Source organism: Arthrobacter arnarulunnguaqae, from assembly GCF_051262515.1.
GTDB lineage: Bacteria > Actinomycetota > Actinomycetes > Actinomycetales > Micrococcaceae > Arthrobacter_N.
In genome coordinates this window covers 167,889-190,007 of the sequence record NZ_JBIMER010000006.1, presented here as the reverse complement: position 1 = coordinate 190,007, position 22,119 = coordinate 167,889, and the positions used below count along the sequence as shown (strand labels likewise).

Here is a 22,119-nt window from a genome sequence, read left to right as displayed (position 1 = left end):
GCGTGACAACGTGCGGATTCTCCGCATGGCGGTATCACACTTCTTAGCGGATGGCCGCGGCTTCGAAGGCGACGATGGCACGCAGGGACGGCAGCAGCTCGTCGATCATCTGTTCGTAAACCTCGGGGGGCCGCCGGTAGGGATCCACGACATCGTCGTCTCCGGTCCGTGCTGCTGGCGCCAGATGCCGCTTGAGGGCGGCGAGTTTAGGCAGCACCTTCCACCGAGCGGCGATATCCTCGTGTTCTCCACCACGGGGCAACGAGATATCGGCGTCGAATTGGACCGCCTCGAGGACGCGGGCGAATTCGCGCACGGTGAAAGCCCGCTTAAGCATGCGCGGGCTCCGGGCCAAGACCATGTTCCGGTGTTCCACCGTCAAGGCCAACACGAAATCAACCTCGGCGAGCATCGTCTCGTTGAGCTGTCGAGCCCCGAAGCCGTCGGCGTTCACGCCTTCGAGGGCCAAGAACTCGGCTGACTGGCGGTCCATCGGTTTGCCCGTCAGCGCCTGCGTCCCGGCACTCGAGACCTCAAACCGGCCCGGCGCCAGACTGTCCAGGTGCGTCTGGAGGTAGCGCTCCGCAAATGGAGACCGGCAAATGTTTCCGGTGCATACAGTAAGGATCTTTACCACCATGCCAGCCTACCGTCGGTGCCGCCCGGCCCCCGCACCAATGGCACGGGAAGACCCCGCGGACCGCAACCCGGTAGGCAAGCGGAAAGGGACCGCCACGCCGAGGCGTCGCGGTCCCTTTCCCTCCAAACCGGCCGGTTAGGCGTTGCCGTCGAAGAGGCTCGTCACGGAGCCGTCCTCGAAGACCTCCTTGATGGCGCGGGCGATCATCGGCGCGATCGACAGCACGGTGAGCTGCTTGAAGCGCTTGGACGCGGAGATGGGCAGCGTGTTCGTCACCACCACTTCCCGCGCGCCTGACTCGGAGAGTCGCTGCGAAGCCGGCTCGGAGAACACCGCGTGGGTCGCCGCGATGATGACGTCCTTGGCGCCGCCTTCCTTCAACACGCGCACGGCGCCGGAGATGGTTCCTCCGGTGTCGATCATGTCGTCGATCAGGACGCACGTGCGTCCCTCGATCTGCCCGACCACCGTCTTGGAAACGGCCTGGTTGGGCACTGTGAGGTCGCGCGACTTGTGCACGAACGCCAGCGGTGCGCCACCGAGGCGGTCCGCCCACTGCTCGGCGACGCGTACGCGGCCGGTGTCCGGGGAAACCACGGTGACGTTGTCGATGTCGACGCGTCCACGGATGTAGTCCGCCAGCAGCGGGATGGCGAAAAGGTGGTCCACTGGACCATCGAAGAAGCCCTGGATCTGAGCCGTGTGCAGATCCACGCTCATGATGCGGTCCGCTCCGGCCGTCTTGTAGAGGTCGGCCACCAGACGGGCGGAGATGGGCTCGCGGCCCCTGCCCTTCTTGTCCTGCCGCGCGTACGGATAGAAAGGCGAGACGACGGTGATGCGCCGGGCGGAGGCGCGCTTCATGGAGTCCACCATGATGAGCTGCTCCATGAGCCAGTTGTTCAGAGGCGCGGGGTGCGACTGGATGATGAAGACGTCCTTGCCGCGGACGCTCTCCCCGGAGCGCACGTAGATCTCGCCATTGGCGAAGTCGTAGGCGGACATCGGCAACAGCTCGGTCTCCAGCACCGACGCGATCTCCTCGGCCAGTTCCGGGTGGGCGCGGCCGCTCGCCAGCACCAATTTCTTGTCGACGCTGTGGCTCAGTTCGCTCATGGGTTCACTTTCTCGATCTGCGGGGCACTTGGGGAGCTTGGGTGGTGGTCTACGTCACCGTTAACCATCGGCGCGCGATGCGGCATCCGCCGACGGGCTGCCCGGACGCTTGGCCTGGGTCCAGCCCTCAGCGTTGCGCTGCGGGGCGACCGTGAGCGCCAGCGATCCCGCGGGAACGTCCTTGCGGACTATGGCCCCGGCACCGGTGTAGGCCCCGTCCCCGATACGGACGGGCGCGACGAAGACGGTGTTCGAGGAGGTCCGCACGTGCGAACCGATGACCGTGCGGTGCTTCTTCACGCCGTCGTAGTTGGCGGTGATGTTTCCGCATCCGATGTTCGTGTACTCACCGATTTCGGCGTCACCGGCGTAGCCGAGGTGGGACAGCTTGGACCCCCTGCCCACCGTGACGTTCTTCGTTTCGTAGAACGCCCCGATCTTGCCCTCGTCGCCCAAAACGGTATTGGCACGGAGATAGGCGAACGGACCCACGGTTGCGCCGTCGCCGATCCGCGAGTCGGTGGCGTCGCTGCGCGTGACCTTCGCCCCGCGGCCGACCGTCACGTTGGTGAGCGTCGTGTCCGGGCCGATGACCGCGTCGGTGCCCACCGCCGTCGAACCGTGGAGCTGCGTGCCCGGCTTCAGCGTGACATCCGGGGACAGTGCCACCTCTGCGTCGATCCAGGTGGTGTCCGGGTCGACGACGGTGACGCCGCCGCGCATCCAACGCTCGACCGTGCGGCGGTTCAGTTCCTTGCCGAGAGCGGCAAGCTGGACGCGGTCGTTGGCGCCCTCGACCTGCCAGCGATCCTTCGTGACGACGGCGGCGACCCGCCCGCCGTCGTTGCGGGCGATCGCGAGCACGTCGGTAAGGTACATCTCGCCCTGTGCGTTGTCGACGGTGACGCGCTCGAGCGCGGAACGCAGGACACCGGCGTCGAATGCGTAGATTCCGGAGTTGATCTCCCGGACGGCACGCTCCTCCTCCGTGGCGTCCTTGTGCTCGACGATCCCGGTGACGGTTCCGTCCTCGGCGCGGAGAATGCGGCCGTAGCCGGTGGCGTCGTCGAGCAGCGCGGTCAGTACTGTGGCGGCATTCTCGGTTTCCTCGTGCGCCGCAACGAGTTCGGAGAGCAGCTCGGTCGTCAGCAGCGGGACGTCGCCATAGGTGACGACGACGGTGCCCTCGAGCTTGGGGGGCAGCGCGTTCAACCCCAGCTGGACGGCGCGGCCGGTGCCCGGAACGTCGTCCTGGTCGGCGATGGTGATTCCCGGCTCTATCTCCAGCAGGTGCTGCGCAACGCGGTCGCGCTCGTGGCGGACAACGGCGACCAGCTGCACCGGATCCAGTCCCTTGGCGGCGGCAATCGCGTGCCCGATCATGGAGCGTCCACCAAGTTCGTGGAGGATCTTGGGTTTGGCCGACTTCATGCGGGTTCCGGCCCCTGCGGCCAGAACGATGACGGCGGCCGGGGCTGTGGGCTCCACGCTCAAGTTAGGTACTCCCTGAAATTGGTGACACGGACCCGGCTCGACGGCCGGGCCAGCCCAGTCTACCGTGCGCCGAACCGCGGCCCGCCGCGCTCGTTCCGCCCATAGGATTCGAACCTATACTCCACGGCTCCAAAGGCCGGGGTGCTGCCATTACACCAGGGCGGACTACCGCGCCCAGCATCCGAAGGTGCCAAGCACAGTTAGCCATTTTGCCACATTGGAGGCCGCTGGGTCGCCATGCCTGGCCCGGGGGCGTCCCGGCGCTAGTCCCCGGCGACCTCGGCCGCCGACATCCAGGCCTCCTCGAGTTCCTCGCGCTCTGCCTCCACGGCCTGGAGTTTGGCGTTCAGGCCCGCAAGCTCGTCCAGCTTCATCGACTCCGACGCATCCGCCATCTGCCGGTGCAGCTTGTCCTCCTGCTGCGCCAGTTTTCCGAGTTGGCGCTCAATCCGGTTGACTTCCTTGCGGGCATCCCGCTTTTCGGCCTCGTTGGGGCCCCCGGCGGCTCCCTGATCCGACGACGCCGAACCGGACGCCGCCGCGGGACCTGTTTTCGCGGTCCCGGACCCGGCCCCGGCGCCCTCCCGCAGCTCAAGGTACTGGTCCACGCCGCCGGGAAGCCCCCGCAGGCGCCCGTCCCCCAACAACGCCAGCTGGTGGTCGGTCACGCGCTCGAGCAGGTACCGGTCGTGGCTGACGACCACGAGCGTCCCGGCCCAGCCGTCCAGCAGGTCCTCGACCGCGGAGAGCGTGTCGGTGTCCAGGTCGTTCGTCGGCTCGTCGAGCATCAACACGTTGGGCTCGCCGACCAGGAGCCTCAGGAGCTGCAGACGCCGCCGCTCGCCACCTGAGAGGTCGCGGACCGGCGTCCACTGCTTCTCGGGCCCGAACCCCAGCTGCTCCACGAGCTGCCCGGCGGAGACTTCCTTGCCCCCGACCTGGAAGACGTTTCGCTCGTCCTGGATAACCTCGATGACGCGCTTGTTGGCCAGCTCGTCCAGCTCGCGCACCTCCTGCGTCAGGATCGCCGTCTGAACGGTCTTCCCCCGCTTCATGCGTCCCGACGTCGGCGCCACCTCCCCATTGAGCAGCCGCAGGAGGGTGGATTTTCCCGAGCCGTTGACGCCGACGATCCCCAATCGCTCCCCCGGGGCGAGGCGCAGGGTGATGTTGTCGAAGAGTTGCTGGCCGTCGAAGTCCAACGACACGTGTTCCAGATCCAGCACGTCCTTGCCCAGCCGGGCCGTGGCCATCTTGGACAGCGCCACCGAGTCGCGCGGCTCGGGAACGTCGTTGATCAGGTCGTTGGCGGCTTCAATCCGGAACTTCGGCTTCGCCGTCCGCGCGGGGGCGCCGCGGCGCAGCCAGGCGAGTTCCTTCTTGACCAGCTGCTGGCGCTTGTTCTCGACCACCGCGTTCATGCGGTCGCGCTCGGCGCGCGCCAAGACGTAGGCCGCGTAGCCGCCGTCGAACGGGTCGACGACGCCGTCGTGGACTTCCCACGTGCGGGTGCAGATCTCGTCGAGGAACCAGCGGTCGTGGGTAATCACCAAAAGGCCGCCGGCGGTCGCCCGCCAGCGCTGGCGCAGGTGCCGTGCGAGCCAAGCGACGCCCTCGACGTCTAGGTGGTTCGTCGGCTCGTCCAGCATGACCACGTCGTCGTCGCCGATAAGCAGCTTCGCCAAGGCGACGCGGCGGCGCTGGCCGCCGGAGAGGCTGGAGACGCGCGCATGCCAGTCCACTTCCCCGACGAGTCCGCCCATCACATCGCGCACCTTGGCGTTGGACGCCCATTCGTGGTCCGCGGCGTCTCCCACGATCGCCTGCCCCACCTCGAGGTCGCCGTCGAGGACGTCTTGCTGGTCCAGATACCCGATGCTGACGTCTCCGCGTTTGGTGACGCGACCGTCGTCGGGCTGCTGGCGCAGGGCGAGCAGGCGCATCAGGGTCGACTTGCCGTCGCCGTTGCGCCCCACCATGCCGATCCGGTCGCCGTCTTCGAGTCCGAGGCTGACGCCGTCCAGGACGGTGCGGGTCGCGAAGGCGACGGAGACGTTCTCTGCTCCGAGCAAATGGGCCAAAACGGTACTTCCTAACGGTGGTGGCGGAACCGGCGCGGGGGGGGTGGGAGGCGCGGATCCGCCGGGTGCGGCTGTGCGGCGGAAAGTCTCTACGGGACGCGGTGTCCCGGGATGGTCAGATGATGGTGGCCCCATGGACGGGGCCGTGGACCGCGCGGGCGTCGAGACCGGATTCGTCGCGCAGCTGGAAGGCCACCTCGCCGGCATGGTCCGGGTCGCTGGCGAGCAGGGCGATGGTCGGGCCCGAGCCGGAGACGATCGATGCGAGCGCCCCGGCCGTCTCCCCCATCTCCAGGACGGCGCCAAGGACCGGTGCGAGGGACAGCGCCGCGGGCGCCAGGTCGTTTTCGACCAGCCCCTGAAGCAGGATGTGGTCGCCGGCGACGAGCGCCTGCACCACTGCGGGGTCGACCTCCGTGGGTTCGGGGACATCGGTTCCCCTGCGCAGTTCGTCGAGCTCGGCATAGACCGCGGGGGTGGACAGCCCGTAGCTGGCCGGCACGAGGACCCAATCGGTGCGGCTGCGCATCAGCAGCGGCGAGAGGTCGTCGCCCACACCGAGGCCGACGGCGGCGCCGCCGGACAGCGCAAACGGCACGTCGGCGCCGAGCCGCGCGCCCAGGCGCCCCAGTTCCTCGCGGTTGAGCCCCGTGCCCCACAGGGCGTTGCAGGCCACGAGCGTCGCTGCGGCATCGGCGGACCCGCCGCCCATGCCGCCCGCGATGGGCACCCGCTTGGTGATTTCCAGGTCGACACCGGCCACGTGCCCTGTGTGCTCGGCGAGCAGGCGGGCGGCGCGGACCACCAGGTTGTCCTCGCCCAGCGGGAAGTCCTCGGGGTCCGTGACGGCCGTGGAATCCGGATGCAGGCTCACAGTCACTCCGCCGTCCGCGCGCGCAGTGGCGGAGACATCCTCGAAAACGGACACCGCGAGGTACAGGCTGGCGACGGAGTGGTAACCGTCGTCGCGCCGCGGACCGACGCGGAAATACACGTTGATTTTCCCCGGCGCACGCGCCGTGACGGTGCGGGTCACGGGGCGCTCGCGGCGGACGCCGGCGCCATGCTTGCCGCCGCTTCCGCGATTCGGGCGAACTCCTCGATGCCCAGCCGCTCGCCACGGGCCTGCGGGTCGACGCCGGCAGCAACCAGCGCCGCCTCCGCCATCGCGGCCCCGCCCGCCCAGCCCGCCAGGGCCGCGCGGAGGGTCTTGCGGCGTTGGGCGAAGGCGGCGTCGATGACGGCGAAAACCTGTTTGCGCGTCGCCGTCGTCTTTGGTGGCTCGTGCCGTTCGAAACCGACAAGCCCGCTGTGGATCTTCGGTGCCGGCCAGAAGACGTTCATGCCGATGACCCCGGCCTTGCGCATCCGGCCGTACCACGCCGCCTTGACGCTCGGGATGCCGTAGGTCTTGTTGCCCGGCGCAGCGCACATCCGGTCGGCCACCTCGTCCTGCACCATCACCAGGCCGTGGCGCAGGCTCGGGAAGTGTTCGAGCAGGTGCAACACCACGGGGACCGCCACGTTGTAGGGCAGGTTAGCCACCAGGGCCGTGGGCGGATGGGGAAGCTCGGTGACGCGCATCGCGTCGGCGAGCACGACGTCGAGATGTCCGGTCCGGTCCGGTCGGAGTTCCTGGACCGTGCGCGGCAGGCGGCCGGCAAGCTTGGGATCGATTTCGACGGCGACCACCCGCTCGGCGGCATCCAACAACCCGAGCGTCAGCGAACCGAGCCCCGGGCCCACCTCCAGCACAATTTCGTCCGGCGCGATCCCGGCGGCGGCCACGATACGACGGATCGTGTTGCCGTCGATGACGAAGTTCTGGCCGAGTGTCTTGGTGGGCCGCACATCGAGTTCGTCCGCGAGGCGGCGAATGTCGGCGGCGCCAAGCAGCGGGCGCGGACCGGTGGGCGCGGCCTGCGCCGGGGCGTTCGGGGAGTCGTCAGTCACGGGTTCAATCCTAGATCAGGACGCGAGGGAGCCCCGCCGATGCGGCGGGGCTCCCCTGGTGTCGCGGATTCCGTGGTTGCGGTGCCGGTGGCTACCGCAGGCCGAGCTGCGCGGAACAGTGCGGCCAGTGGCCCCATCCGCCGTTTGCGCGCAGTTTCTCGGCGGCGGCGATCTGCTGCGACGGCGTGGCCTGGTGCGGGTACGCCGCGTACTGCGTGCCGCCGACTCCGGCCCAGCTGCTCAGGCTGAACTGAAGACCGCCGTAGTAGCCGTTTCCGGTGTTGATGGCCCAGTTGCCACCGGACTCGCACTGTGCGAGCGCGGCCCACGTGCTGGAGACGTTTCCGGCGGACGCGGTCGTGCCACCCGAGCTCGGGGACGCGGCGGCCGGCTTCGGCTGCGCTTCCGCCTTGGGCTCGGCCTGTGGTTCGGGCTCGGCCTCGCGCTGCGGCTCTGGCTCTGGCGCTGGCTTCGGCTTCGGCTTCGTGCCGATGGCGATCTTCTCGTCCACGGCGGCGGTGGTGATCTTGGACTCCACCAGCTTTCGGGAGACGGCCTCGCCGTCCTTGGAGACGACCCGGAAGGTCAGCGTGCGGACGCCATCGCTGCCCTGCTCGATGACCTTGGACTTGCCTTCGAGCAGCGAATCGTCCTCTACGGTCGTCCGGCCGTTGGCAACGGCTTCGGTCTCCGTCGCGGTGCTCGCCTCGACGCGCACTACCTGGAGCTTGAGTCCGTCGACGACCTCCGCGGCCCGTTTGGCGGATAGCTCGTCGTCGCCATCAAGCTTGACCTTGGCTTCGGCCAGCAGGTCGCCGACCGTCCCCACGGTCGTCGTCAGCTTGCGGGTTTTGCCGTCGGCGGTCAGGACGACGTTTTTCGGGGTGGTGATCTCGATGGGAGTCGTCAACGAGGCGAGCTCCATCTGCTCGCCGAGCGAGACCTCGGAGGCGCCGGCGATCCGCAGCTGGGCAAGAATGTCCGCAACGGTCAGGCCGGTGGTGTGCACAACCCGGTCCACGCCATCGATGGAGACGCTGACGGCCTTGGAGCGGTTGACTTCGATGGACGTGCCGTCCTCGATGGGGGCATCCAGTGCGGGGCTGACTTCATCGCGGGCCGCAAGGGTGACTTCGGAGGCGGACAGGACGTCCGCCACCGTTCCGCCGAACGTCTGGACGTTTTGGGTCTCTCCGTCGACGGTGAGCGCCACGGTCTTATTGGCTCCTACGAAAGACACCAATCCGAGGACGAGTGCGGTCAGGACGACCGCCTGGGCGCTGGTCTTGACCCAGCGCTTCTTGAGGGCATGCTGCACGGAATTCCAAACTTTGGCTGCTTCCGGGCACGGGGTATCGGCATGGGAGGACGACCCCGTCGACTCTCACGCGGGACCCTCCCGTGCTGGCATCAATGCATGGCACAGGCCTAGTTGCCGGCAGCGTGTTTGGGCGTACGAACGGAACGTCCAACCGCTTATCCGACATCGGCTTGATACCCGGAAACCTTCCCCGATCCCGGCTACTAATCATCAACCGTAACCGATTCGTAATAATGTGACAAGCCCGGTGCGTTGAGTTGGCGCGGTTCCGGCCTTCACGACCGCTTCGACGGTCACTGTTTCGTGACCTAAGCACTCGTTTCGTAATGTCCCGCGCCGGTCGCAGTCGCACCGAATTCGCCGTAGACGGCATGCGTGTTCCGCGCCAGCGCGTGGCACAACCCGTCCACGTCCCTCGACAGGAAGTCCGCCATGGAGCGCACCGTGTAGGGGATCAGGTAACTGGCGTTCGGACGGCCCCGAAACGGGTGCGGCGTGAGGAAGGGCGCGTCCGTCTCCACCAGCAGGAGTTCCGGGTCGGCGAGCGCGAGGGCATCCCGCAACCCGTGGGAGTTCTTGAACGTGACCGTCCCCGAGAAGGACATGTACCAGCCGTTGTCGTTGCAGGTTCTCGCCAGTTCCGCGTCGCCCGAGAAGCAGTGGAAAACCACTTTTTCCGGCAAGGCCTCCTCCCCCAGGATCCGAACGATGTCCGCGTGGGCGTCGCGGTCGTGGATCTGCAGGGCCTTGCCGTGCCGCACCGCCATGTCGATGTGGCGCCTGAACGAGTACTCCTGGGTCCCGGCCCCTTCGGGACCGGTCCGGAAGCGGTCCATCCCGGTTTCGCCCACGGCGCGGACCCGCGGATGCCCCGCCAGCCTGTCGATTTCCGTCAGGGCCGCCTCGAGCTCCCCCCGCTCCGCGAGCGGCGGGGCATCGTTCGGGTGGATGGCAACGGCAGCCAGGACCCGAGGGTCCGCCGCCGCCGCCTCGACGGCGAAACGCGACGATTCGACGTCGCACCCCACCTGCACGACGCCGGAGACTCCGGCGGCGTTGGCCGCGTCCAGGGCGTCGGCGACGCCAACCGTGACCCAGCCGTCGCGGAAGTCCAGATGCGTGTGGTTGTCGGGAACGGGCACCACCAGCGGCTCGGGTGCCGGGGGATACCCGAGGTTGCGCTTGCGCCCACCCTCCTCGCCGGAACGCCGTGGCGCCCCGACGACGCTCCCCTCCGCGCCGCCGTCGGATTCCTGTGCGGGTGGACGATACGCCGCGGGGGCTTCTCCCACGTGGTTTTTCGGCATGGGCGGTCCTTTCTACGGAGGCGGGCTGCAGACCAAGGCTACCTTTGGGGACGCTCCCGCTCGCCGATGTGGCCCACCTCACACCAAAGGTGGGTAGTCTTGTCACACAGTTCGATAGCCAGAGCTGGCGTATCGAGACCCAGAGCGAGCAGGGAGTGCACGTGGAGCCAGGCACGCGACCCGGGACGCTTCCCGTCGAGGAGTTTGGGCGCAGCTGCGGCAGGGTGCTGGAGGTCATGGCCACCGTCATCGACGGCAAGGCTTCCGTCGCCCGGACCGCACTCACCGTTCTCTTGGCCCAAGGGCATCTGTTGCTCGAAGACGTTCCCGGCGTGGGCAAGACGATGCTGGCCAAAACCCTCGCCCGCTCCGTCGACTGCAGTGTCAGCCGCATCCAGTTCACGCCCGACCTGTTGCCCTCAGATGTGACGGGCGTGTCGATCTACAACCAGGACTCGCACCGGTTCGAGTTCCGCCGCGGTCCGGTCTTCGCGAACATCGTGATCGGGGACGAGATCAACCGTGCCTCCGCCAAGACCCAATCGGCGTTGCTGGAATGCATGGAGGAACACCAGGTCACGGTCGACGGGACGACCTACGAACTGGACGAACCGTTCATGGTCATCGCCACGCAGAACCCGATCGAGTTGGAAGGAACCTTTCCGTTGCCGGAGGCGCAGCGGGACCGGTTCATGGCACGAGTGTCCATGGGCTATCCGGATACGGCCGCAGAGATCGCGATGCTCGAGACCCACCAGTCGCGGTCGCCGCTGGACGCTGTGCGGCCGGTCGTGGACACGGCCGACCTGCAGGCACTCATCGCCACCGTTCAGTCCGTGTACGTGTCCGATCCCGTGAAGGAATATATCGTGGCGCTGGGTCAGGCGTCTCGGGAGCATCCCGATGTCCGGCTGGGCGCCAGCCCGCGCGCGCTGCTGCAATTGCTCCGCGCGGCGAAGGCCGAGGCGGCACTGAACTCACGGGACTTCGTGTTGCCGGACGACGTCGCGACGGTGGGTCCGACCGTTCTGTCCCATCGGCTGGTGTTGCACCGGCGGGCCGAGGTGGCGGGTACCACGGAGGACGAGATTGTCGACGGCGTACTCGCCAAGGTCCCGGTTCGCGCCGGCGCCCGCGGCTAGGACCGGGCGGTGACCGCCCGGGGGGATGACGGTGCACGTCCCGGCGGGGAGCCGGGAGAACGAACACTGCAACAGAAACTGCGGCTGGCGTTCCTGACGCCGCGGGGCTGGGCGGTCTTCCTTGCCGGCGCCGCGACACTCGTGGCGGCGTGGCTCCTCGGCAGGCGCGAACTTGTCAATGTGTCCGTCTTCCTGCTGGCGGCCCCGCTGGCCGCGGCCGCGGTGGTGCGCATCGGCGGCAGCCGTCTCCACGTGCGCCGCGGGTTCTCCCCCGACCCTGTCGTTGCCGGACAACACGCGAGGGTGGTCCTGGAGGTGAACCATGCGGGCAGGGCACCGGGGTCGGTCAGATTGACGGAGACGCTTCCCGAACGCTTCGGAACCCGTCCGTCCTTCGAATACCCGTCCGCATCGGGCCGCTATCAGTACCGGCTCGTGCCGTCGCATCGCGGCGTCTACGCGGTGGGGCCGTTGACAGCGCGCTTCACGGATCCGTTTGGGCTGGCGGCACGACCCGGATCGCTGGACCGACCGGCGCCGCTCACGGTCGTCCAGCCGGTCCAGCGGTTGGATCCGAACGGCGTGCTCGGCGACCGCGGAACCCACGGAGAGGCGCGGTCCAACCGACACGCCACGCCGGACAGCGACGATGCGATGACCCGTGAATACCGCGACGGCGACTCCCTACGGCGCGTCCACTGGCCAGCCACCGCACGGCAAGGCTCGTTGATGGTCCGGCAGGAGGAGTACCAGTCGACGCCGCGCGCCACACTCCTGGTGGACCGGCGTCGGGAGTCCTACAACGGAAGCTTCATCGGTTCGGACGAACCGCGCGACGTGTCGAACTTCACGTCCGCGCCCGGCACGACCACCGCGTGCTTCGACTGGGTCCTCTCCGCCGCCATCGGCATCGGTGCGCACCTTGCGGACCTGGGCTACGCCGTGGATGTCCTCGATCAAGACGGCGCCCCGCTGGCGGCCGCGTCCACCTCGGCAGCCGATCCGCGCCGCGACATGTTCCGCGGACGCCATGCCGGCACGGATCTCCAACTGACCTTCGCGGCCGTGTCGCTGAAGTCCGAAGCCGCACGCCACCGGCACGACGCGGACGGACGTTCCACCGATCAACACGGTCGCCTTGCCTCGCCGGGGCTGGCCTCGGCGGTCCGCAATGCGCGCAATCCGGTCGTCGTCCTGACCGGCCACTTCGACGAAACCGAAGCGCGATCATGGACCGAGGCCCTGGGAACCTCGCGCAACGTCGCCGCGTTCCTCGTCACGAGCAACCCGGCCGCGGCCCGCCCGGCCGCCAAAACGTTCCGGCAGGCCGGTTGGAACCCCGTGTGGGCGGACCCCGCGCGGTCGCTGGCCGAAGCGTGGATGGCCCTGGGCACGGCCGAACGCATGGCCGGACGGATGGGACGGCCGTGACCACGCTCAAGGCCCCCACCGAAACCCCCGCGTCCGGCCCCGGCGCCCGTTCCGGCGGACCTGGAAACGGTGCCCCGGCGAGGAGCCGCCGTCGACCCCCCACGGGATCGACGTGGCCGGGCGCCGTCGCCGTCGCCGCGGCCGTGCTGTTCGCCGCCGGAAGCCTCGCCGGCGTCTTCGAGGGATGGCGATGGCTGGAGCACGCGACCGTGACCGTCGCCGCGACATCGGCGACCGCCGGCGTGCTGCGTTCCCGGGGAGCGGCCAGCCCGTGGCCCACGCTTGGGGCGCTCGCGGCCCTGGGGCTCACCTTGACCGTCCAGTTCTTCGCGGACACGGCCGTCCTCGGAATCGTCCCCACCACATCCACGATCCAGCGCGCCTTCGAGATTTTTCCGCAGGCGAACGAAGCGGTGTTGTCCCAGTCGGCGCCGGTCCTTGCGGAAACGCCGCTCGTGTTCCTCACGTGCCTGTCCGTCGGGCTCGTGGCGGTGACCGTGGACCTCATCGCGTTCGGGCTCGGTTTCCCCGCGCTGTCCGCCATCCCGCTGGCAGTGGTCCTGGCCGCCGCCTCCCTGATCAAGCCCGCGGGAGCGGGGCTCGGGCACGTGGCCGCAACCGGAGTCGGCTTCCTGCTCATTCTGGGGGCCGCCAGGCTGGCGGAAACGTCGCAGGTCCCGGGCGGAACGTTGCGTTCCGGGCTGGGACGGCAGGCCGTGCTGATCGGTGTCGCGTCGGTGGCCGCCATGCTGGTGGTTCCGCTCGCGCTGCCGGGTTTCAACACCGGCCTGCTTCCCGAGGGCCGTCGGCTGTACCTCTGGGGCGAACCCACCGGGGTCAATCCCGTGCTGAACCTGGGCAACAACCTCCGCAGTCCGCTGGGACTGACCACCATCGAGTACTTCACCGATTCGGAGGAGCCCCTCTACCTGCGCACCGCCGTCATCGGCGACCTGAACGCCCCCCGATGGCAACCCAGCGACGACGACGTCGCCCGACTGACAGTTGACACGCGCCTTCCGGCGCCGGGTGGGGAGTCCGGGGCGGGCGCCACCATGGTGGCGGAGAGTTTGGACGTCAGCACCCGGATTTCGACGGGCAACTACCAGAGCCCGTGGCTTCCGCTCCCACGCGGAGCCACCACCGTCGCCGGCCTGGACGGACGCTGGGGGTGGTACGGGGAAACAGCCACCCTTTTCGCCGACGAGGGAACCTCAAGCCTGGACCAGGATTTCACGATCGGGTCCCTGGTTCCCGTGCTCAGTCCCGAGCTCCTCGAGGCCAGCGACGACGCGCTGTCCGCCGACCCCGGCATCGTGGGCCGCATGGTTCCGGACGTCTACGCCTCGGTCCCCGGGGATCTCCCCGCGATCGTTCGGGACACCGCGGTGGAGGTCGTGGCCGAGGCGGGAGCGGAATCGGCCTACGAGCGTGCCGTCGCCCTCCAGAACCACCTGCGCGGCGTCGACTACACGTACTCCGAGGAAACCCCGCTGGAACAGGGCTACGACGGCAACGGCTTGGCCGTCGTGGAGGCATTCCTGGAGCAAAAGAGCGGCTACTGCATCCACTATTCCTCGGCCATGGCCCTGATGTCCCGGGCACTGGGCATCCCCAGCCGCATCGCCATCGGGTATGCGCCGGGACGCACCAACGGCCAGGTCGAAACGGGACCCGACGGGCAGGAACTGGTCGGCTACCAGTTGAGCCCGCGCAGTGCCCACGCGTGGCCCGAGTTGTACTTCGCCGGCATCGGGTGGGTTCCCTTCGAACCGACGCCGGGGCGCGGCGCCGCGCCGTCGTACGCCCCCGAGCAACCCGGTCCGGCGGCCCAACCGACCGAGGACCCGCTCCTCCCGGAAGCCTCTGTCGGCGCCACGACATCCGAGGAATCCTCGTCCGAAGCGGAGCCGTCGGCCGATGAGGCGCCGGGTGCCGACGGCACCGGAGGTGCCGCGAACCTCATCGGATTTGGCGCATTGGGCGTCTTTGCCCTACTCGGTCCCCACGGGATCCGCCGGATCCTGCGTGCCCGGCGCCTCGGCAGGATCCGCGCCATGGACGACGCCGCCCCGCGGCGCATCGACGCGCTCCGCGACGGCCCCCTGGCTGCGTGGGAGGAACTCGCGGCGCTCGGCACGGACTACGGACTGGGCATGCGCGAGGCCGAAACCGCCCACGATTACGCCGCCCGCCTTCACCAGCGGGCACCGGAGACGGCCCGGTCCCTCGAGACGCTGCGCGATGCCTACGAACGTGTCCGCTACGCCCGCCCGATCCCGGCGGGGCCGCGTGACACGGTTGCGAAACCCCCGGCGCCTTCCGGACGGGATTCGGGCAAGGCCCTCGAACTGGCGCTGCGCGATGTGGGAATCGGGCTCTCCGGCGCGGCGTCCCCCGGCGCAAGGGCCCGCGCGACGGGGCTGCCGGCGTCGTTGTTCGTCCGTTAGCGGAGACGTTCGGCTAGACGGCGTACGGGTCGGCGATTCCGATGTATTGCGTCGTAGTGTACTCGGCGATGCCCTCGGCCCCGCCCTCACGCCCGAGTCCGGACTGCTTCACGCCGCCAAACGGCGCCGCGGCGTTGGAGATGACGCCCGCGTTGAACCCGACCATGCCGAACTCGATCTGCTCGGCGACGCGGAACATGCGGTTGTGGTCGCGGGTGTAGAGGTAGGACGCCAAGCCATACTCGCTGGCGTTGGCCAAGGCGATGGCCTGTTTCTCCGTCTCGAACGTCGTCACCGGGGCCACCGGTCCGAAGATCTCGCTACGCAGGATCTCCGCGTCGTTCGGGACGCCGGAGAGGACGGTGGGCTGGTAGAAGTAGCCCTCGCCCTCCACGGCCTCGCCGCCGGTGACCACGGTGGCGCCGGCCTTCACGGCATCGGTGACCAGAGTGTGCACGTCGTCGCGCGCGCCCCCATCGATCAGGGGGCCGACGGTGCTGTCGCCCTCCGTGCCGCGTCCGCATTTCAGGGCCGCCATGGCCTCGGCGAACTTGCGGGTGAACTCCTCCGCCACGGATGCCTGCACAAGGAAGCGGTTGGCGGCCGTGCAGGCCTCCCCCATGTTGCGCATCTTGGCGGCCATCGCGCCGGCGACCGCCTTGTCGAGGTCGGCGTCCTCGAACACCAGGAACGGGGCGTTGCCGCCCAGCTCCATCGAGGTGCGCAGGACGTTGTCAGCGGCATCCTTCATCAGCCGCTTGCCCACGGGGGTGGACCCGGTGAAGGAGACTTTGCGCAGGCGGTGGTCCTGCATGATCGGTCCGGAGACTCCGGATGCACTCTTCGAGGAGACCACGTTCAGCACGCCGGCCGGGAGGCCGGCCTCGAGCATCGTCGCGGCGAAGAGCTGGGAGGTCAGCGGAGTGAGCTTGGCGGGCTTCAGGACCATGGTGCAACCGGCGGCGACGGCGGGCGCGACCTTGCGCGTGGCCATAGCCAGCGGGAAGTTCCACGGCGTGATCAGGAGGCAGGGACCCACCGGCTTGCGGTGGACCAGCAGCTTGTTCTTGCCCTCGGGGCTGGTAACGTACCGGCCGTAGTCGCGCACGGCCTCCTCGGAGAACCAACGCAGGAACTCGGCACCGTAGGTGACCTCGCCGCGGGACTCGGCCAGCGGCTTTCCCATCTCCAGGGTCATCAGCAGGGCGAAGTCCTCGGCGCGCGCCGTGACGAGGTCGAAGGCACGGCGCAGGATCTCGGCGCGCTCGCGAGGCGCGGTGCGCGCCCAGCCCGCCTGCGCGGCGTCGGCCGCGTCCAGGGCGGCCATCGCGTCGTCGCTGGTCGCGGACGCCAGGGTGGCCAGGACCCGCCCCGTCGCGGGGTCGTGGACGTCGAACGTTCCTCCGTCGGAGGCGTCGCGCCATTCGCCGTTGATCAACAGGCCGGTGGGGACCGACGCGAGCAACGTTGCTTCGCGGTCGAGGGTAACTGTGGTCATCGCGGATTTCTCCCAAAATCTAGGGGCGGCGGGCTTTCCCTGCCACCGTAACGACGGTTCCCTGACACTGTAAATGCCGGTGTGCACCACGCCGCATTCATGACGTTGTGCAGATGAACGGAGGCGCCGCGGCCCGTCACGCGGTGCGCGTCAGGCGCGTGCGGCCAGAACCGCGGCATAGAGCTCGCGCTTGGAGACGCGCTCGCTTTCGGCGACGGCTCCGACCGCGTCCTTGAGTCGCATGCCCCCGTCGACCAGCCCCTGCACCCGCGCGACGTGGTCGTCCGCGCGCGGGGGTTCCCCGGCCGGGGCACCTCCGACGACGACGGCGATCTCGCCGCGGACTTCGCCCTCGGACCACACCAGGAGTTCACGCAGGGGCCCGCGGAGGACCTCCTCGTGGAGCTTCGTCAACTCGCGCGCCACCGCCGCCGGACGTTCCGGGCCGAACGCCTCGACGAGCGCCCGCAGCATGGGCTCCAGACGATGCGGCGCCTCGAAGAACACCATGGTGCGCTGTTCCGTCCCCAGCTCCGCCAGCCTGGCGGCCCGCTCGCCGGCCTTGCGCGGAAGGAATCCCTCGAAGGTGAAGCGGTCGGTCGGCAGGCCGGACAGGGCCAGCGCCGTGAGCACCGCGGAGGGCCCCGGCGCCGCCGTGACGGTCAGCCCCTCGGCGACCGCCGCCTCGACGAGTCGGAACCCCGGATCCGAGACCGCGGGCATGCCCGCGTCGCTGACAACCAGCAGGGTCGCGCCCCCGCGGACGTGTTCGAGCAGTTCGGCGATGCGAGCCACTTCGTTGTGCTCGTGGTAGCTGACCAGCTTGCCCGCAACGCGCACCCCGAGCGCGTTGGCCAGGTGCAACAGTCTGCGGGTATCCTCGGCGGCCACGAGGTCCGCCGTCGTCATGAGTTCCACGAGGCGCGGCGACGCGTCGCCGAGGTTGCCGATCGGCGTTGCCGCCAGGACGATTCGGCCGGCGGCCATCGGGGTATCCACTCGCCCAGCCTACCGGCCGCATCCGGTCGGCAGCATGCCCGGCCGCCGGTAGAGTTGCCGGGGTGAGCGCCACCACCACTTCCAGCCTTACCGCGCTGGCGCGCGATCGGGTTCCCCCCTACGGACGGACCGCGCTGCTGGGGCGTCTGCTGGGCCCCGTCCGACGGCTCGGCCCCCTGGGCTGGATTCTTCCGCTGGTTGTGACGCTGCTCGCCGGCGTACTGCGCTTCTGGAACCTGGACCACCCCCACGCGTTCACGTTCGACGAGACCTATTACGTCAAGGACGCCTACGCCCTCCTGCAGTCGGGGTACGAACGGCAATGGGACGAGGACGCGAACGAGGCCTATCTGGCCGGCAATCCGGCGCCGTTGGCTTCCGCGGCGTACGTCGTCCACCCGCCGCTGGGCAAGTGGCTGATTGCCGTCGGCATGCTCCTGTTCGGTCCGGAGCACGGGTTCGGTTGGCGGTTCTCCTCGGCGGTCGCGGGGACGCTGTCGGTGCTGCTGGTCGCCCTCATCGCGCAGCGCCTCTTCTCGTCCGCTCCGCTCGGTGGCGTGGCCGGACTGCTGACGGCCGTCGAGGGACACCATCTGGTGATGTCGCGGACCGCCCTGCTGGACATCTTCCAAATGTTCTTCGTGCTGGCCGCGTTCTACGCGCTGCTGCTCGATCGCGAGCACGGTCGGCGGAAATTGTCCTCGCGGCTTTCCGCGGACGTGCTGCGGCCGGATCCGGGGGCGCGGACCGATGCGCTGCTCTACGGGCCGTGGCTCGCTTTCCGGCCATGGCGGGGCGCCGCCGGGCTGATGCTCGGTGGGGCCGTGGGCGTCAAGTGGTCGGCGCTGGCCTTCGTCGCCGTCTTCGGCCTCATGACCGTGCTGTGGGACGTGCAGGCGCGGCGGGTGGCCGGGATCCGTCGCTGGCTGGTTGCCGGACTGTTCCGCGACGGAATACCGGCGTTCGTCGCCATCGTTCCCACCGCGGCGCTGGCGTATGTGGCCACCTGGGCCGGATGGCTGACCACGAACGGCGGCTACGACCGCCAATGGGCGGCGGAACATCCGGAATCCGCCTGGCCGGGTGTCCCCGCCGCGCTGCGCTCGCTCGCCGAATACCACCGCAGCGCCTACGAGTTCCACCAGGGACTGAACTCGGACCACTCGTGGGAGTCCGGACCCTGGACCTGGCTTGCCGCAGGGCGGCCCGTGCTCTTCTACTACATCGGGTCCGAACGGGGGGAAGGCTCCTGTGTCTCGGCCAACTGCGCGGCGGTCGTCACGGACCTCCCCAACCCCTTCATCTGGTGGGCCGCCGCCCTGAGCCTGGCCGTGGTCCTGCTGTTCTGGGCGGGGGGACGCGACTGGCGCGCAGGCGCGGTTCTCTCCGGCGTGCTCGCGGGGTTCGGGCCATGGTTCGGCTACCCCGACCGCACCATGTTCTTCTTCTACACCATTGCCTTCCAGCCGTTCATGGTGCTGTCCCTGACCTACGTGCTTGCGCTGGTTGCGGGACGGCCCGGGTCCCCGCCGGACCGCCGCCGGGCCGGATTCGTGGCCGTAGCGGCCTTCCTGGTACTGGTCATCCTCGTGTCCGCTTTCTTCTGGCCCGTCTGGACGGGAGAGACGATTCCGTTGGAGCAGTGGACGTTGCGGCGCTGGATGCCGAGCTGGGGCTAAGGGACCGGCGGCGGAGTCGGAAGTGCGACCCCGCGCGCCTACCCGAGTCCGAAGTCCCTCGCCTCTTGGCGCAGGCGGGAGCGCTCGCGGCGGCGCGGCGTGGGCCAGGTGGCGGCCAGCGTGGCGAGGGCGCCGACCAGCACGAGGGCGGCGACCGCGATGCCGGCGTCGATCCAGAATTGCGGCGGAAACAGCCGGATCAGGGTATCGGAGAAACGGAAGGTCCATGTCCCATCGGCGAAGAAGACCCGGTGGAATCCCGCGAAAAACGCCTGCCAGTCGATGGCGGCCAGCAAGCCGACGGCAACCATAACCACCACCGTGGCGACGGACCCTGCGAACAGCCCGCGACGAACGCCCCCGGCGTATTTTCGTCCGAGATAGAACACGATCAGGGCTACCGCGGCGAGCAGGATCAGCCCGGCGAGGAACGATCCGGCCACCACGGCCTTGACGTCGGCCATGTGGGCCACTTCCGAAGCCAGGAACAGCGCGTTGCCACCGGACTCCACCAGACCGCCCAGATAATCCGGACCCGCGGCGTTGTTCAGGTAGTCCACTCCGTACGATCCATAGATCAACCGCTCCCCTGCCGTGAATCCGAATTGGTCGTCCGGGAAACCGGGGCGGTTGTACTCCAGCCACAGGAACCACGGGCTGGCGACGGCTTTGATGGCACCGATCACCAGCAGGAAGGGGAAGGCGACGGCCAAGGCCACCTGTAGCACGCGAGGCAGCACCGGCTTCGCGCTGAGGGCAGCCTCGCGGGCCGCGTTGCGACGCTGTGCGCCGGGATCGAGCTCCGGCTTCGGCCCGGACCCGGCCGCGGGGCGCTTGGCGGCGGCCACGGCCGCGGCGCGGTCCATTTTGCGCACTTCCTCGGACTCCGCGGCACTGGCGCGCCTGTTTCCGCCGTCCCGGGGTGCGGGGGCTGCCACGCCGGCTTCCGCGGCGGTCTCCAGCGTCGTGGGCTCCGACGCCGGAGGTGCACCGTCCGGTGGCCGGACGGTCTCCGGAAGAGCCGATTCCGGCGGTTCGCGCCGCGTGTCGTTGTCCGTCATGCGGAGTTGTTCCTTTCGTTGTGGTCGGGGGTCAGGCGGTGGGCGCCGTTGCACCGGCGTCGTATGCGTCCAGGTCTCCGGTGCCGCCGGCGGCCACAGACCGCGAACCGAGCACCAGGGTGTAGGCCCAGTAGGCTGCCAACACGGCCAGGCCGATCCCCATCCGCGCCCAGTGCGGCAGCGCGCTTGGCGTCACGTAGGCCTCGACGACGCCGGAGACCAGCAGGATTCCCACGAGGCCGAGAGCCACGGTCATCAGGGCACGTCCCTCGGCCGCGAGCGCCGCGATCCGGGTTTTGGGTCCGGGGGCGACCCAGGACCAGAAGATCCGCAGTCCGGCCGCCGCGGCAATGAAGATACTGGTCAGCTCCATAAAACCATGCGGCAGGATATACAGGAAAAAGGTGTCCAACTCGCCGTACGCCGCCATCACCCCGCCGGCCATGCCGATCCCGGTCGCGTTCTGGAAGAGCACGTAGGGGACGTAGATTCCCGTCACGCCGAACGCGACGCAGAGGCCGGCGATGAGGGCGTTGTTGGTCCAGACCGCCCCGGCGAAGGACGCCGCCGGGTTCTCGGAGTAGTAGTCGACGAAGCGGTGGTCGACGTAGGCCCGCAGGTCCGCGTCCGACCCCATGGCCCTGACCACGTCCTGCGATCCCGCCGCCCACCAGCCGAAGGCCAGCGCGACGGCGCAGAAAAGCACCCCGACGACGACCGTCGGAACCCTGATGCGGTAGAGCGCGGCCGGAAGAGTCGCCACCAGAAACCGCGCGACGTCCTGCGCGGTTCCGGTCCGCGCCCCGGTGAACCGCGTACGGGCGCGGGAGAGCCGCGCGGAGAGATCCGCCGAGACGGCGGCCTCGGGTTCGACGGAGCGGACCATGGACAGGTGCGTCGATACGCGTTCGTACAGCGAGAGGAACTCGTCGGTCTCCGCGCCCGTGAGGCGGCGCTTGGACGCCAGGTCGTCAAGACGCCCCCACTGCCCCTGGTGCACGGCCACAAACGCATCGAGATCCACACTTCCAGCCTATCCCGGGGCCCTGCACTAGATTGGGAGAACGGTTGCCGGGGCACGGCGGGCCGCGGCACGCCGTCCATCCACGGCGCCATCCGGAGGAATTCACGTGAGCGCTGTCGTCACCGGCGAGGCAGTCGTTCTCGAGCTTCGCGAGGCGGGATTCGTCCTCCGCGCGGTGGGTTGCGTCCTGGACTACCTCGGCTACGCCGCGGGGCTGCTCCTGACCATCTACCTGCTCTCGCAAACCGCCCTCGTGCACGATCCGGCCGCCGGCCGCGCCTGGTTCGTGGCCACGGCGGTCTTCTGGCTGCTGGCGGTACCCGTGGCAGTGGAGACCCGGAGCCGCGGCCGGTCCCTCGGCAGGCTCGCCGTGGGTCTGCGGATCGTCCGGGACGACGGCGGTTCCATCAGGTTCCGGCATGCCTTCATCCGTGCCATGCTGGCGCTACTGGAGATCGTGGCGATGTTCGGCTCGCTGGCCCTACTGGTTTCCTTTTCCAACGAACGAGGCAAGCGGCTGGGCGACATGTTGGCCGGAACCTATTCCATGCGCGAACGCCGCCGCAGGGTCCGGCCGGTGCTCGCCCCCGCCCCCGCTCACCTGCGACCGTGGGCGGAACTTGCGGACCTGGGCCGCATTCCCGATGCCCTGGGTGCGCGCGTGTCCCGCTTCGGCGGGCAAGCCGGTTCCATGACCGCCGAATCCCGGGCACGGGTCGGCGCGGACCTGGCCCGCGAGGTAGGCGCCTTCGTCGCACCCCTGCCGCCGCCGCGCACTGGCGCCGAGGACTTCCTCCTGGCCGTGATGGCCGAGCGGCGGGACCGCGACTACCGCCGGATGCTCGCGGCGGAGGAAAGGCGGAAGGCGGCGGGCCAGAGGCTCCACCGCCTTCCATTCGGCGATTCCCGGTAGTCCGGCTGCC

At 69.2% G+C, this 22,119-nt stretch carries 17 protein-coding genes and 1 tRNA gene; 5 read left to right on the top strand and 13 right to left on the bottom strand.

What is annotated here, in order from left to right; all coding sequences use genetic code 11:
* Window positions 1-43 precede the first annotated feature (43 nt).
* The 9 genes from ACHAAJ_RS08285 to ACHAAJ_RS08245 form a co-directional block, all read right to left on the bottom strand.
* Window positions 44-640 carry an arsenate reductase/protein-tyrosine-phosphatase family protein gene (locus tag ACHAAJ_RS08285; protein ID WP_435727603.1) on the bottom strand — a complete coding sequence of 199 codons (597 nt, stop codon included), beginning with the start codon at window positions 638-640 and terminating at the stop codon, window positions 44-46.
* A gap of 135 nt (window positions 641-775) precedes the next feature.
* Complete coding sequence (locus tag ACHAAJ_RS08280) at window positions 776-1,756, bottom strand: ribose-phosphate diphosphokinase (protein WP_435727602.1); 981 nt, start codon at window positions 1,754-1,756, stop codon at window positions 776-778.
* A 60-nt stretch (window positions 1,757-1,816) separates the two neighbouring features.
* The gene (glmU, locus tag ACHAAJ_RS08275; protein WP_435727601.1) at window positions 1,817-3,250 is read right to left on the bottom strand and encodes a bifunctional UDP-N-acetylglucosamine diphosphorylase/glucosamine-1-phosphate N-acetyltransferase GlmU; all 1,434 of its coding nucleotides are present in this window, start codon (window positions 3,248-3,250) and stop codon (window positions 1,817-1,819) included.
* A 93-nt stretch (window positions 3,251-3,343) separates the two neighbouring features.
* Window positions 3,344-3,415: transfer RNA gene (locus ACHAAJ_RS08270), tRNA-Gln, on the bottom strand.
* A 98-nt stretch (window positions 3,416-3,513) separates the two neighbouring features.
* Complete coding sequence (locus ACHAAJ_RS08265) at window positions 3,514-5,331, bottom strand: ABC-F family ATP-binding cassette domain-containing protein (RefSeq protein WP_435727600.1); 1,818 nt, start codon at window positions 5,329-5,331, stop codon at window positions 3,514-3,516.
* 115 nt (window positions 5,332-5,446) lie between these two features.
* Window positions 5,447-6,367, bottom strand: a complete 921-nt coding sequence (locus ACHAAJ_RS08260; protein ID WP_435727599.1) for a 4-(cytidine 5'-diphospho)-2-C-methyl-D-erythritol kinase — start codon at window positions 6,365-6,367, stop codon at window positions 5,447-5,449.
* The gene (rsmA, locus tag ACHAAJ_RS08255) at window positions 6,364-7,284 is read right to left on the bottom strand and encodes a 16S rRNA (adenine(1518)-N(6)/adenine(1519)-N(6))-dimethyltransferase RsmA (RefSeq protein ID WP_435727598.1); all 921 of its coding nucleotides are present in this window, start codon (window positions 7,282-7,284) and stop codon (window positions 6,364-6,366) included. Before rsmA ends, ACHAAJ_RS08260 begins: the two co-directional genes overlap by 4 nt.
* Before the next feature lie 91 nt (window positions 7,285-7,375).
* Window positions 7,376-8,602 carry a resuscitation-promoting factor gene (locus ACHAAJ_RS08250; protein WP_435727597.1) on the bottom strand — a complete coding sequence of 409 codons (1,227 nt, stop codon included), beginning with the start codon at window positions 8,600-8,602 and terminating at the stop codon, window positions 7,376-7,378.
* A gap of 311 nt (window positions 8,603-8,913) precedes the next feature.
* Window positions 8,914-9,912, bottom strand: a complete 999-nt coding sequence (locus tag ACHAAJ_RS08245) for a TatD family hydrolase (protein ID WP_435727596.1) — start codon at window positions 9,910-9,912, stop codon at window positions 8,914-8,916.
* Window positions 9,913-10,073: 161 nt separating this feature from the next.
* Here ACHAAJ_RS08245 and ACHAAJ_RS08240 point away from each other — a divergent pair, with 161 nt between their 5' ends.
* The 3 genes from ACHAAJ_RS08240 to ACHAAJ_RS08230 are packed head-to-tail and all read left to right on the top strand — an operon-like array spanning window position 10,074 to window position 14,935.
* Window positions 10,074-11,054 carry an AAA family ATPase gene (locus ACHAAJ_RS08240; protein WP_435727595.1) on the top strand — a complete coding sequence of 327 codons (981 nt, stop codon included), beginning with the start codon at window positions 10,074-10,076 and terminating at the stop codon, window positions 11,052-11,054.
* Between the two features lie 9 nt (window positions 11,055-11,063).
* A complete protein-coding gene (locus ACHAAJ_RS08235) occupies window positions 11,064-12,485 on the top strand; it encodes a DUF58 domain-containing protein (protein ID WP_435727594.1) in 1,422 nt (473 codons plus the stop codon).
* The gene (locus ACHAAJ_RS08230; RefSeq protein WP_435727593.1) at window positions 12,482-14,935 is read left to right on the top strand and encodes a transglutaminase TgpA family protein; all 2,454 of its coding nucleotides are present in this window, start codon (window positions 12,482-12,484) and stop codon (window positions 14,933-14,935) included. Before ACHAAJ_RS08235 ends, ACHAAJ_RS08230 begins: the two co-directional genes overlap by 4 nt.
* A 13-nt stretch (window positions 14,936-14,948) precedes the next feature.
* Here ACHAAJ_RS08230 and ACHAAJ_RS08225 read toward each other — a convergent pair whose 3' ends face one another.
* Complete coding sequence (locus ACHAAJ_RS08225; RefSeq protein ID WP_435727592.1) at window positions 14,949-16,433, bottom strand: NAD-dependent succinate-semialdehyde dehydrogenase; 1,485 nt, start codon at window positions 16,431-16,433, stop codon at window positions 14,949-14,951.
* Between the two features lie 150 nt (window positions 16,434-16,583).
* The gene (gene rsmI, locus ACHAAJ_RS08220) at window positions 16,584-17,420 is read right to left on the bottom strand and encodes a 16S rRNA (cytidine(1402)-2'-O)-methyltransferase (protein WP_435727615.1); all 837 of its coding nucleotides are present in this window, start codon (window positions 17,418-17,420) and stop codon (window positions 16,584-16,586) included.
* Between the two features lie 74 nt (window positions 17,421-17,494).
* Between rsmI and ACHAAJ_RS08215 the strand changes: the two genes are divergently transcribed.
* A complete protein-coding gene (locus ACHAAJ_RS08215; RefSeq protein ID WP_435727591.1) occupies window positions 17,495-19,111 on the top strand; it encodes a dolichyl-phosphate-mannose--protein mannosyltransferase in 1,617 nt (538 codons plus the stop codon).
* 38 nt (window positions 19,112-19,149) lie between these two features.
* On the opposite strand, the gene ACHAAJ_RS08210 is transcribed toward ACHAAJ_RS08215, so the two are convergent.
* Both ACHAAJ_RS08210 and ACHAAJ_RS08205 read right to left on the bottom strand, forming a co-directional pair.
* A complete protein-coding gene (locus ACHAAJ_RS08210) occupies window positions 19,150-20,172 on the bottom strand; it encodes a TIGR01906 family membrane protein (protein ID WP_435727590.1) in 1,023 nt (340 codons plus the stop codon).
* Between the two features lie 31 nt (window positions 20,173-20,203).
* Window positions 20,204-21,196, bottom strand: coding sequence for a stage II sporulation protein M (locus tag ACHAAJ_RS08205; protein ID WP_435727589.1), 993 nt, complete (start codon window positions 21,194-21,196; stop codon window positions 20,204-20,206).
* Window positions 21,197-21,302: 106 nt separating this feature from the next.
* Here ACHAAJ_RS08205 and ACHAAJ_RS08200 point away from each other — a divergent pair, with 106 nt between their 5' ends.
* Window positions 21,303-22,109, top strand: coding sequence for an RDD family protein (locus tag ACHAAJ_RS08200; protein WP_435727588.1), 807 nt, complete (start codon window positions 21,303-21,305; stop codon window positions 22,107-22,109).
* Window positions 22,110-22,119: the final 10 nt, after the last annotated feature.